The organism is Neisseria sp. (genome assembly GCF_030530745.1).
In the GTDB taxonomy this organism is placed as follows: domain Bacteria; phylum Pseudomonadota; class Gammaproteobacteria; order Burkholderiales; family Neisseriaceae; genus Neisseria.
Genome location: NZ_JAUMUI010000001.1, coordinates 71,893 through 88,319 on the forward strand (window position 1 = coordinate 71,893; position 16,427 = coordinate 88,319).

The following is a 16,427-nucleotide window of genomic DNA, read 5'->3' on the forward strand; positions in this document are numbered from 1 at the left end:
CGGAATCCCACCGCTGCTTTTTACGCAAAAACAGCAGGCCGCCTGAAAGATTTTTCAGACGGCCTGACTGACTGCCCGGCTTATTTGCCTTGCGCGGGCGCTTTTTCTATTTTCAACAGTTTTACGTCGAACACCAAAGTGGCGTTCGGGCCGATTTTGTCGCTCACGGCATTTTCGCCGTAGGCCAGCGCAGAAGGGATAAACAGGGTGTATTCGCCGCCCTCTTTCATCAGCTGGATGCCTTCCGTCCAGCCCTTTATCACCTGATCGAGCGGGAAGGTGGCCGTGCCGCCGTGCTGCTTGCTGCTGTCGAACACCGTGCCGTCGGTCAAGCGGCCTTCGTATTCGACGGTTACCACGTCGGCAGCTTTGGGCTGCGCGCCCGTGCCTTCGGTTTTCACTTTGTATTGCAGGCCGGATGCGGTGGTTTTCACGCCTTCTTTGGCACCGTTTTCTTTCAAAAACGCTTGGCCTTTTTCAAGATTGGCCTTGGCATCTTCGGCCGCTTTGGCCTGCGCTTTCTGCTGCTGTTCGGCCATAAACGCCATCAGCACTTCCTGCGCCTGCTGGTCGCTCAGCTTGGGCTCTTTACCCTCTATCATGGTTTGCACGGCTTCGTTAAGCACTTTCAGATCTACTTCGGTGCCCTGGTCTTTCATGCGCTTCAATGTTGCGCCGATATCCATGCCCATGGCGTAGCTGGCGCGTTGGGCGGGGCTGCCGAAATCACCCGCTGCTGCTGCGGAAGCGGTTTTTTCGCCGGATGCGGCACCTGCCGCGCTGCCGCCTTCCTGTTTGCAGGCGGCCAATGCCAATGCGGCGGTTGCGGCCAACACGGCGGTTTTAAGGGTTTTATTCATTATATACGTCCTGAGTAACATATTAACGGAAGCGTGGATTATAACGGAGTTTGGGTTAAGTGGAATTAAGGCCGTCTGAAAAATAACCAGTTTCGTACGGCATTGTGTTAAGAAACACGCACACTGCCTTTCTTCTCTTTTCAGACGGCCTGCTATACAATCCCAAGTCTTTCTTTATACAGGCATTCAAAAATGCACGAACCCAACCGCCGTGCTGCGCCCATGCTGATTGTGGGCTGTGTGATTTTCGGCCTCGGCAGCCTGATTGTGAAATTCGTGCCGGTGGGCGCGTATGCCATCGCTTTTTGGCGTTTGGCGGTGGCGGCGGTGATTTTTTGGGTGCTGTCGCGCTTTTTCGGGCAGAAACTGCCGAAAAGCCTGCAGGCGCTGCGTTATGCCCTGCTTTCGGGTGCGTTTCTCGGCTTCGACCTGGCTTTGTGGCACGAGAGCATTTATGCCGTCGGCCCCGGCATTTCCACCCTGCTCAACAGCCTGCAAATCTTTTTTCTTTCGGCCATCGGCTTTTGCTTTTTCGGCGAACGTTTGGGCAAAATGCAATTGTTAAGCCTGATAATGGCGGTGGCGGGTGTGGCGCTGATTGCCAGCCCCGAATTCGGCCACAACCAAAACGCGGGCTGGGGGTTTGCGAGCGGGATTGTGTCGGGCGCGATGCTGGCTTTATCGATGGTGTTCGTGCGCAAAACCCATCAGGCCGAGGCCACGGCACTGTTTCCGATGATGCTGCTGGTGAGCCTGGGCGGCATGGTTGCGCTGGTGCTGCCCATGCTGCTGCTCGATTCGGGCAACCTCTATCCCACCACCCTGCGCGATGCCGGCCTGATTCTGATTTACGGCGCACTGATGCAGTGTTTTGCATGGGGGCTGATTGCCTATGCGATTCCGCTGCTTTCGCTGTCGTTAACCGGCCTCTTGCTGCTGAGCGAGCCGGTGGCCGCCCTGGTTATCGACTACTTCTGGCTCGACAAACCCATCAACGGACTGCAATGGGGCGGCGCACTCTTAACGCTGGCGGCGATTTACCTGGGTTCGCAGTCTGAAGACCGCCATGCGTAAGGGCGGCGAATCGTGTAAAATAGCCGCATTTGCAACCTTTATCTTGCCGTTTTAACCATGAACCTGTTTGCCGACGCCCTCGCCGCCGCACTCGGCCGCTGCATCGTTTCCAAAGCCGTGAGCGAAGACGGCGCGCCCATCGGTTTTATGTACCGCGAAGAGCCGGTGTTTGAGCAAGACAGCGGCTGGCGTTTTTTCAGCGGCGACGAAACCGACGAATTTGCCGCAAACCCCGAAAATTTCGGCGTGTACGACATCGGCGGCATCACCCGCAACCACCCCGCCGTGGCCGAATGGCTGAGCCAACCCGCCGGCACGGCATGGGAGCTTGACGAAAACGGCGTATTCCGACCCGCCGCCGACTGGCAGCCGCAAAATTAGTGTCAAGATCAGTTTTCAGACGGCCTGAAGCTATTTTCTCTATCGTTTACCACTCAAACACGGAAAGCCCTATGAACACCATCCAACCCGACCACGACGGCACCAATCTGCGCATCGGCATCGTACAAGCCCGCTTCAGCAACGAAATCGGCAGCGCCATGCTCAAAGTGTGCACCGACAAACTCACCGCCCTCGGCGTCCACACCGACGATATCACCATAGCCACCGTTCCCGGCGCGCTCGAAGTGCCGCTGGTGCTGCAAAACATGGCCGCCACCCAACAATATGACGCCCTGATCGCCATCGGCGCCGTTATCCGCGGCGAAACTTACCATTTCGAACTGGTGGCCAACGAATCCGGCGCCGGCGTTACCCGGGTGGGCTTGGACTACAACATCCCCATCGCCAACGCCATCCTCACCACCGAAAACGACGAACAGGCGCATGTGCGCATCGAAGAAAAAGCCGCCGACGCCGCCATCGTGGCCGTTGAGTGCGCCAACCTCGTGAACCTGCTGCTGGAAGAGCAGTTCGACGACGAAGCCTGATATTATTCAAATATTATTTCAGACGGCCTGATTGCACCGCTTTGCCCGAATGCATCAGGCCGTCTGAACCCCTACCGCAAAACGCAAGGAAACACCATGAAAACACCCCGCCGCCGCGCACGCGAATTTACCGTGCAGGCACTTTACCAATCGGCGCTTACCGACGCCCCCGCCGCCGAAACCGCCGAAAACATCCGCGAAAGCAGCGATTTCAAAAAAGCCGACGGCGAATTGTTTACCGCACTCTTTTTCGGCGCACACGCCAACCGGCGCGAATATATGCAGCAAATCCGCCCCCTGCTCGACCGCGACGAAAACGACCTCAGCCCCATCGAGCGCGCCGTGCTGCTGATGGCCTGCCACGAGCTTGCCGCCATGCCCGAAACGCCCTACCCCGTAATTATCAACGAAGCCATCGAGGTAACCAAAACCTTCGGCGGCACCGACGGCCACAAGTTTGTCAACGGCATTCTCGACAAACTCGCCGCACAGTTGCGCCCGAACGACCCCAAACGCGGCTGACGCAACCGTTCCGTCATACCCAAGCTTGGCCCGGGTATGACGGAATACAAAACCTGATACCTTTGCAAAATAACTTAAGGCCGTCTGAAAACCCAAACACCGTCATACTCGGGTTTGACCCGAGTATCTGCTATTTCTTTCCAAACAATAAGATGCTCGGGTCAAGCCCGAGCATGACGCAGAGATTTTAAAATACCAACGAATTTTGCAAAGGCCTCAACCCGAAACAAACTTGAGGCCGTCTGAAACTTTCAGACGGCCTCAAGTTTATCCGAACGGTTTTACTGCAAAACCGCTTTCACGGTATTGACCACGTTATCCACGGTAAAGCCGAACTCTTGGAACAGCTGCTCGGCGGGGGCGGATTCGCCGAAGCGGTCGAGGCCGACCACGGCGCCGTTCAAGCCCACATATTGATACCAGCCGCCGGTAACGCCCGCTTCCACGGCGATGCGCGGCAGGCCGGCCGGCAGCACGCTGTTGCGGTAGGCTTCGTCTTGGCGGTCGAACACGTTGGTCGAAGGCATGGACACCACATTCACAAACACGCCCTGCTCGGCCAGCACGGTTTGCGCGTTCAAAGCCAGCTCGACTTCGGAGCCTGTCGCGATAATTATCGCCTGCGCCGCGCCCTCTTTGGCTTCGCTGATTACATAACCGCCGCGCTTGATGTTGCTCAACTGCTCTTCGCTGCGCGGGATAAACGGCAGGTTTTGGCGGCTGAAAATCAGGCTGCTGGGGTGATCTGCGGCTTTGGCGGCTTCGGCCCACGCCACCAGGCTCTCGGCGGTGTCGCAGGGGCGCCATACGGCCATATTGGGAATCAGGCGCAGGGTGGCGGTTTGCTCTACCGGCTGGTGGGTGGGGCCGTCTTCGCCCAAACCGATGGAGTCGTGGGTAAACACAAAAATCGGGTTGATTTTCATCAGTGCGGCCATGCGCAGGGCGTTGCGGGCGTATTCGCTGAACATCAGGAACGTGGCGCCGAAGGGTTTCACGCCGCCGTGCAGCGCCATGCCGTTCATGATGGCGGCCATGCCGAATTCGCGCACGCCGTAGTGGATGTAGTTGCCGCCTTTTTCACGCGTAACCGATACGCTGTTTGACCAGTCGGTGAGGTTGGACGGGGTTAAATCCGCCGAACCGCCCACCAGTTCGGGCAGCACTTTGGCCAGAATTTCGATGCTGTTTTGGCTGGCTTTGCGGGTGGCGATTTTTTCGGCTTTGCCGCACACTTCTTTCAAGGCCGTCTGAACGTAGGCATCAAAGTTTTCAGGTAATTCTTTGTTCATGCGGCGCACGAATTCGGCGGCTTTTTCGGGAAACTTGGCCTGATATTCGGCAAACAGCGCATTCCAGCCGTTTTCCAGCTTCGCGCCTTTTTCTTTGGCGTTCCAGCCGTCGTACACTTCCTGCGGGACTTCAAACGCGCCGTAATTCCAGCCCAAATGTTTGCGGGTGGCTTCGATTTCTTCCGCGCCCAACGGTGCGCCGTGGGTTTTGTGGCTGCCTTCTTTGGTGGCCGCGCCTTTACCGATGAGGGTTTTGCAGCAGATGATGGAGGGTTTGCCGGTTTCGGCCTTGGCTTCTCCGATGGCGGCTTCGATGGCGGCGGTGTCGTGGCCGTTAACGTTCGGCACCACATGCCAGCCGTAGCTTTCGAAGCGTTGCGGAATGTTTTCGGTGAACCAGCCGTCCACTTTGCCGTCGATGGAGATATTGTTGTCGTCGTAGAGGACAATCAGTTTGCCCAAACCCAGCGTGCCGGCCAGCGAGCAGGCTTCGTGCGACACGCCTTCCATCAGGCAGCCGTCGCCCAAGAATACATAGGTGTGATGGTCAACAATATTCAGGCCGTCTTGGTTGAATTCGGCCGCCAGGATTTTTTCGGCCAGCGCCATGCCCACGGCGTTGGCAATGCCCTGACCCAGCGGGCCGGTGGTGGTTTCCACGCCGTCGGTGTAGCCGTATTCGGGGTGGCCGGGGGTTTTGCTGTGCAGCTGGCGGAAGTTTTTCAGGTCGTCAATCGAAACGTTGTAGCCCGTGAGGTGCAGCAGGCTGTAAAGAATCATCGAGGCGTGGCCGTTGGAAAGAATAAAACGGTCGCGGTTGTAAAATTTGGGGTTGGCAGGGTTGTGGTTTAAGAATTTCGTCCACAAAACTTCGGCCATTTCGGCCATGCCCATCGGCGCACCGGGGTGGCCGGAGTTGGCTTTCTGCACCGCGTCGGCAGATAAAAAACGGATGGCGTTTGCCAGTTGTGAAGCCATTTGGATACCTCTTCTGATTGGAGTAAAAACGGCTTTGATTATCGCCCGATTCGCGGGGGCTTTCAAGGTATGCGGCGGCGGGGTACTATAGCGAATCCACACTTCGGTACAAGGCAGCAAGCCGCAGACAGTACAGATAGTACGGAACCGGTTCTGTTGCCGCTTTAGCGGCTTACAAAATCGTTCTCTTTGAGCTAAGGCGCAGCAACACCGTAACGAAGTAAGTGGATTCACTATAGCGGGAAACGGAAGCGGCCGCTCAAGCCACAGTAAATTCAGCCTGCACCAGCCCGCCCAAATCCAGCTTTGCCTTGTCGCCGGAATGCAGCTCGCCCACGCCTGCGGGTGTGCCGGTAAACACCAGATCGCCGGCTTTCAGGCCGTAGGTGGCGGCCAGCTCCTGTAAAACCGCGGCAATCGGATAAATCATCAATGCGGTTTGCCCCTGCTGGCGGCGCGCTCCGTTGATGTCCAGCGTGAACGTGCAGTCTTGCGGGTTCGCCAGCCGGCCGGCCGCCGCAAAATCCGACACGCACGCCGCACCCCGGAAGCCTTTGGCTTTCGTCCACGGCAGCCCTTTTTCTTTCAGGCGGCTCTGGATGTCGCGGGCGGTTAAATCCAGCCCCACACCGTAGCCTGCCACGATGCTGTCAAAACTGCCGTCGGGGCCGTCTGAATCTTTTCCGATCAGCAAAACCAGCTCGCATTCGTAATGCACCGAAGCGCTGTACGCGGGCAGCCTGATGGTGCCGCCGCTGCGCAGAATGCTGTTGTTCGGCTTCATAAACACCACCGGCTCGGTCGGGGTTTCGTTTTTCAGTTCGGCGATATGGCCAACATAATTGCGGCCGATGCAGTAGATGTTGTTTACACGCACGGCTTGGTTTTCCAAATAAATCTGCGTCATATCGGTTTCCTTATGGTTTCAGACGGCCTGAGCCGACCGCTCCCAATATAACGAAACACCATAAACAAAGCAAAAACCGTTCCTTTGGTTTCTTTTCAGACGGCCTTATGATGCGCGCACGATAAAACAGAAAGCACAACCATGAGCCACTATCCGGTTTTTGCCGATTTAAACCGCCGCGCCGTTTTGCTGGTGGGCGCGGGGCATATTGCCGAACGCAAGGCCGAAAGCCTGCTGGCGGCGGGTGCGCAGGTGCGGGTGGCGGCAGAAAAACTCAGCCCGCGCTTTGAAGAATGGCAGCGGCAGCAGCGCATTATCTGGTTGGGCAAAACTTTTCAGACGGCCTTTTTAGACGGCGTATTCCTGGCCGTGGCCGCCACTAATGACCATGAACTCAACTGGCAGGTTTTCCAAGCCGCCGAAGCGCGCGGCAAGTTTTGCAACACCGTCGACAACCCCGATTTGTGCTCGTTTACCGTGCCCGCCGTTGTCGACCGCAGCCCGATTAAAATCGCCGTGTCCAGCGGCGGCACTTCGCCCGTGCTGGCGCGGCAGTTGCGGCAGGCCATAGAAACGCTGGTGCCGCTGCACACCGGCAAAATGGCCGCCATCGCAGGCGCATGGCGCACGCGCGTAAAACAGGCCGTCGGCAGCGCAGCCGAACGCCGCCGCTTTTGGGAAACCCTGTTTGCAGGCCGTTTCAGCACCTTTGCGGCACAAGGCGACCAAGCCGCCGCCGAAGCCGAATTGCAGGCGCAGCTCAACCATTGGCAGCCCAACCGCGGCGAAGTGGTGCTGGTGGGCGCAGGCCCGGGCGATGCCGGCCTGCTAACCCTGCACGCCTTGCAGGCCATACAGGCCGCCGACGTGGTGCTGTATGACGCGCTGGTTTCCGACGAAATCATGGCGATGGTGCGCAAAGACGCCGATAAAATCAGCGTCGGCAAACGCGCAGGCGCGCACCATGTGCAGCAGGAAACCGTCAACCGCCTGCTGGTGGAATACGCCAGTGAAGGCAGGCGCGTGGTGCGCCTCAAAGGCGGCGACCCCTTCGTATTCGGACGCGGCGGCGAAGAAGCGCAAGTGCTGGCCGAAGCCGGTATCCCCTACCGCATCGTGCCGGGCGTAACCGCCGCGCTGGGCGCCACCGCCTATGCAGGCATCCCGCTCACCCACCGCGATTCTGCCCAAAGCGCGCTGTTCATCACCGGCCATTGCCGCCGCAACGGCGGAGAACCCGATTGGCGCACGCTCGCCCTCGGCAACCAAACGCTGGTGGTGTATATGGGCACGCTCAAAGCCGCCGACATCACCGCCAAACTCATCGGACACGGTCGCAGCGCCGACACCCCCGCAGCAGTGGTTTCCAACGGCACCCTGCCCAACCAAAGCGTGCAGACAGGCCGTCTGAAAGATTTGCCCGCCATGGCCGCGCAAGCCGAACACCCCGCCCTGATGGTTATCGGTGAAGTCGTATCCCTGCGCGACAGCCTGCGCTGGTATGGCGGCCGCGAGATTCCCACCCAACCTGGGCAAGCCGCCTGAACACCACCGCTTGCCGTTTAATTGAGGCCGTCTGAAAAATATCTGTTTTTCTGACGGCCTCAACCGATATATCATTTAGAACTTTTGCAAGAATCTATTTAGGCCGTCTGAAAACCATGCCGACCATTTTGATTGTGCGCCCCGAAGCACAAGCCGCCGCCGACATCACCGCCTGCGAAGCCGCAGGCTGGCGCGCGCTGCCGTTCAGCCCGATAAGCCTCGAGCCGGACAACCGCGCCCTGCTCCGCCTCAACGCACAATTCCAAGCTGCGCAAGCCGTGTTCTGGGTCAGCCCCGGCGCAGTCGGCACCGCCGCCCCGCATATCGATTTTTCCAACGGGCGCATCGTGCAGATTACCGTCGGCCGGGCCAGCCGCAACGCCTTGGAAAAATTCTGCCCCCACCCCGTTATCAGCCCCGAAACCGGCAACGACAGCGAAGCCGTGCTGGCGCTGCCGGTGTGGGAAAGCCTGCCCGCGGGTGCGGAAGTGCTGGTCATCCGCGGCCACGGCGGACGCGGTTTGCTGGCAGACGAACTGCGCCGGCGCGGCTTTGCCGTTAATACGGCAGAAGTTTATTTCAGACGGCCCAAGCCTTTGGATTGGCAGGTTTTCGAAGCCGAAAAGCCCCAAGCCGCCTACATCACTTCCGTCGAAATGGTGCGCGAACTGTTCGCCCAAGCGCCGGACAGAATCACCCAAGTTTTAAGAACCTTGTTATACTTCACCCATCACCCGCGCATCGCCGATGCCCTCCGCAGCGCCGGAGCGCAACGAATCGAGCTGGTCGAACGCTTGAACCCGCATTCACTCGTGTCTGCTGCCATTTAATTGCCAACAGGCTTTAAACCATGCGCCTCACGGAGCAACGAATGAACGAACCCAACGGAAACACCCCCGAAAACACACCGGAGCAGCCCAAACAGCTGCTGGTGGTTTCTTCAGACGGCACCGTCAGGCCGTCTGAAAATCCCGAAAACGGCGAACCTGCCGAAAGCGGCAGCCTCAAAAAAACCAAAGTTCCGAAATATTCCGACAACAACAAAGGTTTTGCCGCCGCCGCACCCAACAACCCCGAACCCGCAGGAAACCTTCTTATGTCTGAATCGAAAAACCCCCAGCCCCTCGTTACCCCCGTGGTAATCAAGCAGTCATCGGGCAGGGCCGTAGCCGTTGTGGCGCTGGCCCTGTCGGTGTTGGCTTTGGGCGCAGGCGGCTTTCTGTTCGTACAGGGCCAGAATCTTCTGAAAAACCAAGAGCTCGACTTCAACCAAAAAATCGACAAAGCCGCGCTGGGCGAATCCGGCAACGCTTCCATGCTTCAAGACGCCCTGCGCAAACAAAACGAAAGCCAGGCGGTGTTAGACCAGATTATCAGCAACCAAAAGCAGAACGCCGATAAAATCGCCGCCGCCAACCGCGCCTACCAAGAGCTGCTCAAAGGCCGCGCCGACTGGCTGGTCGATGAAACCGAAACCATGCTCAATCTGGCTTCGCAGCAGCTGCTGCTCACCGGCAACGTGCCCGCCGCCGTTACCGTGCTCGAAAATATCGAAAACCGCTTAAGCCGTTTCGACCACCCCGAGCTGCTGCCCGTCAAACAAGCCGTAGCCAATGATTTGACCGCACTGAAAAACCGCCCCTATCTCGACACTTCCGCAGCCTCGCTGCGCCTGAGCCGTTTGGAAGCCGCCGCAGCCGGCCTGCCGCTCACCGTCGACGGCACCCTGAAACCCGGCCGGGCCGCACCGCAGGCCGCCGCACCCGCCGCCAACCTTTCGTGGTGGGAAAACGCCTGGCAGAAATCGCTCGCCGCCCTGAAAGGCATGGTGGAAGTGCGCCGCCTGAACAATAACGACGCCATGCTGATGGCGCCCGATCAAGCCTATTTCGTGCGCGAAAACCTGCGCCTGCGCCTGCTCGATGCGCGCACCGCCCTCTTGCAGCACAACAGCGAAGTGTATCTCAACGATTTAAACAGCGCCGAAGCCGCCGTAAAACAGTATTTCGACACTTCTTCGCCCGCCACCCAATCCTGGCTGCGCGAAGCGGGCGATTTGAAAGCGCTCGATTTGCGCGCCGTGGCCGACGATGCACTGAAAAACAGCCTTGCCGCCGTGCGCAGCTATCAGGAAACCGTGCGCCCCAGCCGCCCCGCCGTGCTGCCTGAAGCCTCATCCGCCCCAGCCGCCTCAGCGGCGGCTTCCGCCCCCGCCGGACCGGCGCAGGCATCCGCACCCGGGCCTGTTACGCCCTCCTCCCCTTCCACTCTCACCCCCAAACCCGAAGAAGCATCCAAACCCGTAAAACCGGCCACCGTGCCGGGTGTGCGCAAACCTGCGGCTGATCAGGCTGAAGTGAAAGGAGAACGCGCATGAGGGGGCTGATTTGGATTATCGTATTGTTCGCCGCCGCCGTGGGCCTGGCGGTTGCCGCCGGCTCTTATAACGGCAACGTGTATGTGGTGGTGGATCAAACCCTGCTGCGCATTAACCTGCACGCCTTCATTCTCGGCCTGATTGCGCTGGTGGTGGTGCTGTATCTGCTGGTACGCCTGATTGCCGCCATCCTCAACGTGCCTGGCCGTATGCAGCGCTTCGGCACCGCGCGCAAAGGCCGCCAGGCCGCCCACGCGCTCAACAACGCCGGTTTAGCATATTTCGAAGGCAAGTTCCAAAAAGCCGAACAGGAAGCCGCCAAAGTGCTGGCCAACAAAGAAGCGGGCGACAACCGCACGCTGGCGCTGATGCTGGGCGCGCACGCCGCCGACCAGATGGACGACACCGCCCTGCGCGACCGTTATCTGAAAGATATCGAACCGCTGCCCGCCAAACAGCAGCTTTCGCGCCATCTGCTTTTGGCCGAATCCGCACTCGGCCGCCGCGACTACCCCGCCGCCGAAAACCACCTTGCCGCCGCCGCGCAAACCAACCCCGGCCTCACCCGCCTGGTGCGCCTGCAACTGCGTTACGCCTTCGACAAAGGCAATGCGCCCGATGTGCTCGACAAAGCCGACAAACTGGTTAAAGCCGGCGCAATCAGCGATTACGAAGCCGAACGGTACCAAGGCTGGGCCTACCGCCGCCTGCTGGCGCAGGCCTCCGACGCGGGCGGCCTGAAAGCCTGCCTGAAACGCATTCCCGAAAGCCTCAAAGCAGGCGGTTTGTGCGTGCCGGTTGCCGAAAAATACCAGCGTTTGGGCATGTATGCCCAAGCCGTGAAATGGGTGAGCGTGTATTACCCGAAAACGCAGCAAACCGAGCTTTTGGAACCGCTGGTTGAAAGTGTGCGCTTTTTGGGCGACAAAGAACAGCGCCGCGCCATCGATACCGCCGACGGCTGGCTGCAGGCCCACCCCGACAACGCCCCCCTGCTGATGTATCTCGGCCGGCTTGCCTACGACAAACAGTTATGGGGCAAAGCGCAGGGCTACCTCGAAGCCAGCATCGCCCTCAAACCCGAAGTGCCCGCCCGCCTGGCGCTGGCCAAAGTGTTCGATGCCGCCGAAGAGCCTGAAAAAGCCGAAACGCAGCGCAAGCTGGCGCTGGAAAGCATGATGCACGACGAAGACGAAACCGCGCTTCTGCCCGCACACAAATAAACTCTGCACTGTTCGAACCACCCGTACAGGCCGTCTGAAACTCCTTCAGACGGCCTTATCCCGAACAACCGAAAGATAGATATGCCCACTTTGAAAAACGACACCTTCCTGCGCGCCCTGCTCAAACAACCCGTCGAATACACCCCCGTGTGGATGATGCGCCAGGCGGGCCGCTACCTGCCCGAATACAAAGCCACCCGCGCGCGCGCCGGCAGCTTTCTCGATTTATGCAAAAACACCGAACTGGCCACCGAAGTAACCATACAGCCACTGGAACGTTTCGATTTGGACGCCGCGATTCTGTTTTCCGACATTCTCACCGTGCCCGACGCCATGGGCTTGGGCCTGTATTTTGCCGAAGGAGAAGGCCCGAAATTCGAGCGGCCGCTGCAGCACGAAGCCGACATCGCCAAACTTGCCGTACCCGACATGGCCAAGCTGCAATATGTGTTCAATGCCGTATCTTCCATCCGCCGCGCCTTAAACGGCCGCGTGCCCCTAATCGGCTTTTCCGGCAGCCCGTTCACACTGGCCTGCTATATGGTGGAAGGCGGCGGCAGCAAAGAATTCCGAACCGTCAAAACCATGATGTATTCGCGCCCCGATTTGCTGCACAAAATCTTAGACACCAACGCGCAGGCCGTTACCGCCTATCTCAACGCCCAAATCGACGCCGGCGCGCAAGCCGTGCAGATTTTCGACACATGGGGCGGCGTATTGAGCGACGCAGCCTTTGAAGAGTTCAGCCTGCGCTATATGAAACAGATTTCAGACGGCCTCAAGCGCGAAAGCGAAGGCCGCCGCGTGCCGCTGATTGTGTTCACCAAAGGCGGCGGCCTGTGGCTGGAAAAAATGGCCGCCATCGGCGCCGACGCACTGGGTTTGGATTGGACGTGCAACATCGGCGAAGCCCGCAGGCGCGTGGGCGGCCAAGTTGCCCTGCAAGGCAATTTCGACCCCTTCGCCCTCTTCGGCACGCCCGAGAGCATCCGCGCCGAAGTTTCGCGCATTCTGGCCGCCTACGGCAGCGGCAGCGGCCATGTGTTCAACCTCGGCCACGGCATCAACCAACACGCCGACCCCGAACACGCCAAGATACTGGTGGACGCCGTGCACGAATTGTCGCACCCGTATCACCAACCGTAAGAAAACTTAAACACCTGCAAAACAAAACACCTGCGTCATACTCGGGCTTGACCCGAGTATCTCACTTTCTTAAAAAATTCATGAAAGCCAAAAAGATACTCGGGCCAGGCCCGAGTATGACGTATGTAAATTTTCTTAAGTTGGTTAGCTATCCAACCCCGTCAAAACCCGCCGACCTTTTCCAACAAAGCATTAACATTCCGTTCGGTTTGCGCCGCCACCTCTTCCGGCGCAATACCCCGCAGCTGCGCGGTGATAACGGCGATTTCACGCACGTTGGCCGGTGTGTTCACCGTGTTTTTCAGCATAAACGGGCTGTCCGTTTCCAACACGATGTCTTCCGGCGGCAGTTCGGCCGCCGCCCTGCGGGCTTTGCGCGCGGCCGGGTTGAGCAGCAGCGAGCCTATGCCGATTTTGAACCCGCAGCCCGTGAGTGCCCGCGCCTCTTCCAAACTGCCGGAAAACGCATGGGCGATACCGCCCTGCGTGAAACGGCAGTTTTTCACCGACCGCACCACGGCAGCCGTGGCTTTCAGGTTATGGATAATCACCGGACGGCGCAGCCGCTGCGCCAAAACAAGCTGCCGCTCGAACACCGCAACCTGCCGCAGCCGCTGTTCCTGCGTTTGCGCCCTGCCGTAATCCAAACCGATTTCACCCGCCAACGCCTGCGGGTGTTGCGCCAACCACTGCTCAAGATCTGCAAAATCACTTTCCGCAGCCGCATCGGCAAACCACGGGTGGATGCCGAACGCAATATGCACCGACGGCAGGGCCGATAAAGCCGCCACGTCGGCAAAATCCCCGCGCTGCGTGGCAGGCACGATAAAGCGGCACACACCGGCTGCGCGGGCGGCGGCCAAAACCTGCGGCAGGCTGCCGAGCAAGGCGGAATCGGCAAGGTGGCAGTGGGTGTCGGTTAACTGCATGGCAACAACTTTCAAATAACTGCGGCAATCATATCAGGCCGTCTGAAAGCGGCAAAATCTTTCAGACGGCCTGAGCATTTGTTATTTTTATAACAGACAAAAAGACACCCGGGTCAAGCCCGGGTATGACGCAGGTATCAGTTAATGATGTTCGCGGGCGTGGTTGATGGTGTATTTCGGGATTTCCACCACCAAATCTTCGCCCGCCACTTTAGCCTGGCAGCTCAGGCGCGACTCGGCCTCCAAGCCCCATGCCTGGTCGAGCAGGTCTTCTTCGATTTCTCCCGGTTCTTCCAAGCTGTCGAAACCTTTGCGCACGATAACGTGGCAGGTGGTGCAGGCGCAGGATTTTTCGCAGGCGTGGTCGATTTCGATGTCGTTGCTAAGCAGCAGGTCGCAGATGGTTTGCCCTTCGGGAGCGTTTTCTATGGTTTTGCCTTCGGGGCAGAGTTCGGCATGGGGGAGTACGGTTACTTTCGGCATGGTGTGTCGGTTCTTTCTGATGATATTTTTGATTAAATAAGGTTTTCAGACGGCCTGTAAAGGCTTAATGATATAGTGAATCCGCTTACTTCGGTACAAGGCAGCAAGCCGAAGACAATACAGATAGTACGGCAAGGCGCGGCAACGCCGTAACGGAGTAAGCGGATTCACTATATTTCTTTCGAGGCCGTCTGAAACCGTCAAAGCTCTTCTACGTTTTTACCCGCCAGCGCACGCCGGATATTGCGGTTCATGCGCTTGGCGGCAAAGTCGTCGGTGGCGTGTCCGAGGGCTGATACGGCGGCGCGGATGGCTTCGGCGCTGCCGGTTTGCATTTGGTTTTCCAGCTCGGCAACGGCCGTCTGAACGGCGTGCAGGCCGTTTTCGTCGAGCAGGTCGCCGTCGAGTTCGAGCGCGGCTTTCACCGCTGCGGTTAAGCCTTCGGCTTCCACCACGGCTTCGGCGCGGGCGCGGGCGGCCATGTCGTCGGAAGCGTTGGCCATGCTCTCTTTCAGCATACGGGTGATGGTTTCGTCGTCCAGCCCGTAGGAAGGTTTCACTTCGATTTGCGCCTGCACGCCGGTGGATTGTTCGCGGGCAGACACGGAAAGCAGGCCGTCGGCGTCCACTTGGAAGGTTACACGGATACGCGCGGCGCCCGCCACCATCGGCGGAATGCCGCGCAGGGTAAATTTGGCGAGGCTGCGGCAGTCGGCCACCAGCTCGCGCTCGCCCTGCACCACGTGGATGGTCATGGCGGTTTGGCCGTCTTTAAAGGTGGTGAATTCCTGTGCGCGGGCGGTGGGCAGGGTGCTGTTGCGGGGAATGATTTTTTCAACCAATCCGCCGTAGGTTTCGAGGCCGAGCGACAAGGGGGTAACGTCGAGCAGCAGCCATTCGCCGTCGTTTTTGTTGCCCGCCAGCACGTTGGCCTGCATGGCGGCGCCCAGCGCCACCACTTCGTCGGGGTTGAGGTTGTTGAGCGGGGTTTGGCCGAAATAGGTGGCGACGGCCTGCTGCACATGGGGCATGCGGGTGGCGCCGCCCACCATAATCACGCCCTTGATGCCGGCTTTGCTTACCCCCGCATCTTTCAGCGCCTGTTTCACCGGCTCGATGGTTTTGGCCACCAAGTGTTGGGTAAGGTTTTGGAATTCTTGGCGGGTAATGGTGCTGTCGACCTTGCGGCCGTCTGAAAGTGCTGCCTGAATGGTGGTGCTGTTGTCGGTGGTTAGGGCTTCTTTGGCGGCGCGGGCGAGGCTTAACAGCAGTTGGCTGTCTTGCTCGTTGAGCTGCGAGAGCTTGTTTTGTTCGAGCAGGTGGCAGAACAGGCGGTGGTCGAAATCATCGCCGCCCAGCGCACTGTTGCCGCCGGTGGCTTTCACTTCGAACAACCCTTTCGACAATTGCAGCACGGATACGTCGAACGTGCCGCCGCCGAGGTCGTACACCACAAACGTGCCTTCGGAGGCGTTGTCCAAACCGTAGGCGATGGCGGCGGCGGTCGGCTCGTTGAGCAGGCGCAAAACGTTCAAACCGGCCAGGCGCGCGGCATCTTTGGTGGCTTGGCGCTGGGCGTCGTCGAAATAGGCGGGCACGGTAATCACCGCGCCGGTAAGCTCGCCGCCGAGGGCATTTTCGGCGCGTGTTTTGAGGGCGCGCAGAATTTCGGCGGAAACGTCTATCGGCGTTTTCGCGCCCTGGCGGGTTTGCATTTCGATAATGCGTTCGTTGCTGCCGAAGCGGTAAGGCAGATAATGGCTGTCTTGCTTCAGATCGGCCAGCGTGCGGCCGATTAGGCGTTTGGCCGACGAAATGGTGTTGAGCGGGTCGATTTTTTGGGCTTTGAGCGCGTCGTAGCCGGTTTCGGTGCGCGCTTCTTCGCAATAGCGCACCACCGAAGGCAGGGTTACGCGGCCTTGTTCGTCGGCAATGCACGCGGCGCTGCCGCTTTTTACCGTGGCGACCAGGCTGTTGGTGGTGCCCAAATCGATGCCAACGGCCAAACGGTGCTGGTGCGGTGCGGCCGACATTCCGGGTTCGGCGATTTGCAGAAGTGCCATGTTTTGTGTGCCTTTTGAGTAATCTATTTTTAATCGGCGCGTATTTTAGCAGATTTGGCGCGGGTAGTTGAGTGATTTTGTCGGGAATACGGGTGCTTA

The 16,427-nt window shown here is 58.9% G+C and carries 15 protein-coding genes; 9 read left to right on the top strand and 6 right to left on the bottom strand.

Features of this window, described 5'->3' with window-relative positions; genetic code table 11:
* Window positions 1-80 precede the first annotated feature (80 nt).
* Entirely contained in the window at window positions 81-860 is a 780-nt protein-coding gene (locus tag Q3970_RS00345) for an FKBP-type peptidyl-prolyl cis-trans isomerase (RefSeq protein ID WP_303098629.1), read from the bottom strand.
* Between the two features lie 192 nt (window positions 861-1,052).
* Between Q3970_RS00345 and Q3970_RS00350 the strand changes: the two genes are divergently transcribed.
* From Q3970_RS00350 to nusB, 4 genes are all read left to right on the top strand, one after another.
* The gene (locus tag Q3970_RS00350) at window positions 1,053-1,934 is read left to right on the top strand and encodes a DMT family transporter (protein WP_303098630.1); all 882 of its coding nucleotides are present in this window, start codon (window positions 1,053-1,055) and stop codon (window positions 1,932-1,934) included.
* Between the two features lie 57 nt (window positions 1,935-1,991).
* A complete protein-coding gene (locus tag Q3970_RS00355; RefSeq protein ID WP_303098631.1) occupies window positions 1,992-2,315 on the top strand; it encodes a DUF2185 domain-containing protein in 324 nt (107 codons plus the stop codon).
* Between the two features lie 71 nt (window positions 2,316-2,386).
* Window positions 2,387-2,863: a 6,7-dimethyl-8-ribityllumazine synthase gene (gene ribH, locus Q3970_RS00360; RefSeq protein WP_303098632.1), complete on the top strand. Its 477-nt coding sequence runs from the start codon at window positions 2,387-2,389 to the stop codon at window positions 2,861-2,863.
* A 96-nt stretch (window positions 2,864-2,959) separates the two neighbouring features.
* Entirely contained in the window at window positions 2,960-3,385 is a 426-nt protein-coding gene (gene nusB / locus Q3970_RS00365) for a transcription antitermination factor NusB (RefSeq protein ID WP_303098633.1), read from the top strand.
* 281 nt (window positions 3,386-3,666) lie between these two features.
* Here nusB and tkt read toward each other — a convergent pair whose 3' ends face one another.
* Both tkt and Q3970_RS00375 read right to left on the bottom strand, forming a co-directional pair.
* Window positions 3,667-5,655: a transketolase gene (tkt, locus tag Q3970_RS00370; protein ID WP_303098634.1), complete on the bottom strand. Its 1,989-nt coding sequence runs from the start codon at window positions 5,653-5,655 to the stop codon at window positions 3,667-3,669.
* Between the two features lie 259 nt (window positions 5,656-5,914).
* Window positions 5,915-6,562, bottom strand: a complete 648-nt coding sequence (locus Q3970_RS00375; RefSeq protein ID WP_303098635.1) for a fumarylacetoacetate hydrolase family protein — start codon at window positions 6,560-6,562, stop codon at window positions 5,915-5,917.
* 141 nt (window positions 6,563-6,703) lie between these two features.
* Here Q3970_RS00375 and cysG point away from each other — a divergent pair, with 141 nt between their 5' ends.
* The 5 genes from cysG to hemE all read left to right on the top strand — a co-directional run bounded on the left by cysG (window position 6,704) and on the right by hemE (window position 12,853).
* Complete coding sequence (gene cysG / locus Q3970_RS00380; RefSeq protein WP_303098636.1) at window positions 6,704-8,107, top strand: siroheme synthase CysG; 1,404 nt, start codon at window positions 6,704-6,706, stop codon at window positions 8,105-8,107.
* Between the two features lie 116 nt (window positions 8,108-8,223).
* Window positions 8,224-8,937, top strand: coding sequence for a uroporphyrinogen-III synthase (locus Q3970_RS00385; protein WP_303098637.1), 714 nt, complete (start codon window positions 8,224-8,226; stop codon window positions 8,935-8,937).
* 266 nt (window positions 8,938-9,203) lie between these two features.
* Entirely contained in the window at window positions 9,204-10,484 is a 1,281-nt protein-coding gene (locus Q3970_RS00390; protein ID WP_303098760.1) for a uroporphyrinogen-III C-methyltransferase, read from the top strand.
* Entirely contained in the window at window positions 10,481-11,707 is a 1,227-nt protein-coding gene (locus tag Q3970_RS00395) for a heme biosynthesis HemY N-terminal domain-containing protein (protein WP_303098638.1), read from the top strand. Before Q3970_RS00390 ends, Q3970_RS00395 begins: the two co-directional genes overlap by 4 nt.
* Before the next feature lie 81 nt (window positions 11,708-11,788).
* On the top strand, window positions 11,789-12,853 hold the full coding sequence (gene hemE, locus Q3970_RS00400) for a uroporphyrinogen decarboxylase (protein WP_303098639.1): 1,065 nt from the start codon (window positions 11,789-11,791) through the stop codon (window positions 12,851-12,853).
* Between the two features lie 161 nt (window positions 12,854-13,014).
* Here the strand turns inward: hemE and Q3970_RS00405 are convergent, their stop codons facing one another.
* From Q3970_RS00405 to hscA, 3 genes are all read right to left on the bottom strand, one after another.
* On the bottom strand, window positions 13,015-13,782 hold the full coding sequence (locus tag Q3970_RS00405; protein WP_303098640.1) for a TatD family hydrolase: 768 nt from the start codon (window positions 13,780-13,782) through the stop codon (window positions 13,015-13,017).
* Window positions 13,783-13,923: 141 nt separating this feature from the next.
* A complete protein-coding gene (gene fdx / locus Q3970_RS00410; protein ID WP_303098641.1) occupies window positions 13,924-14,265 on the bottom strand; it encodes an ISC system 2Fe-2S type ferredoxin in 342 nt (113 codons plus the stop codon).
* Between the two features lie 200 nt (window positions 14,266-14,465).
* Window positions 14,466-16,328, bottom strand: a complete 1,863-nt coding sequence (gene hscA, locus Q3970_RS00415; protein ID WP_303098642.1) for a Fe-S protein assembly chaperone HscA — start codon at window positions 16,326-16,328, stop codon at window positions 14,466-14,468.
* Window positions 16,329-16,427: the final 99 nt, after the last annotated feature.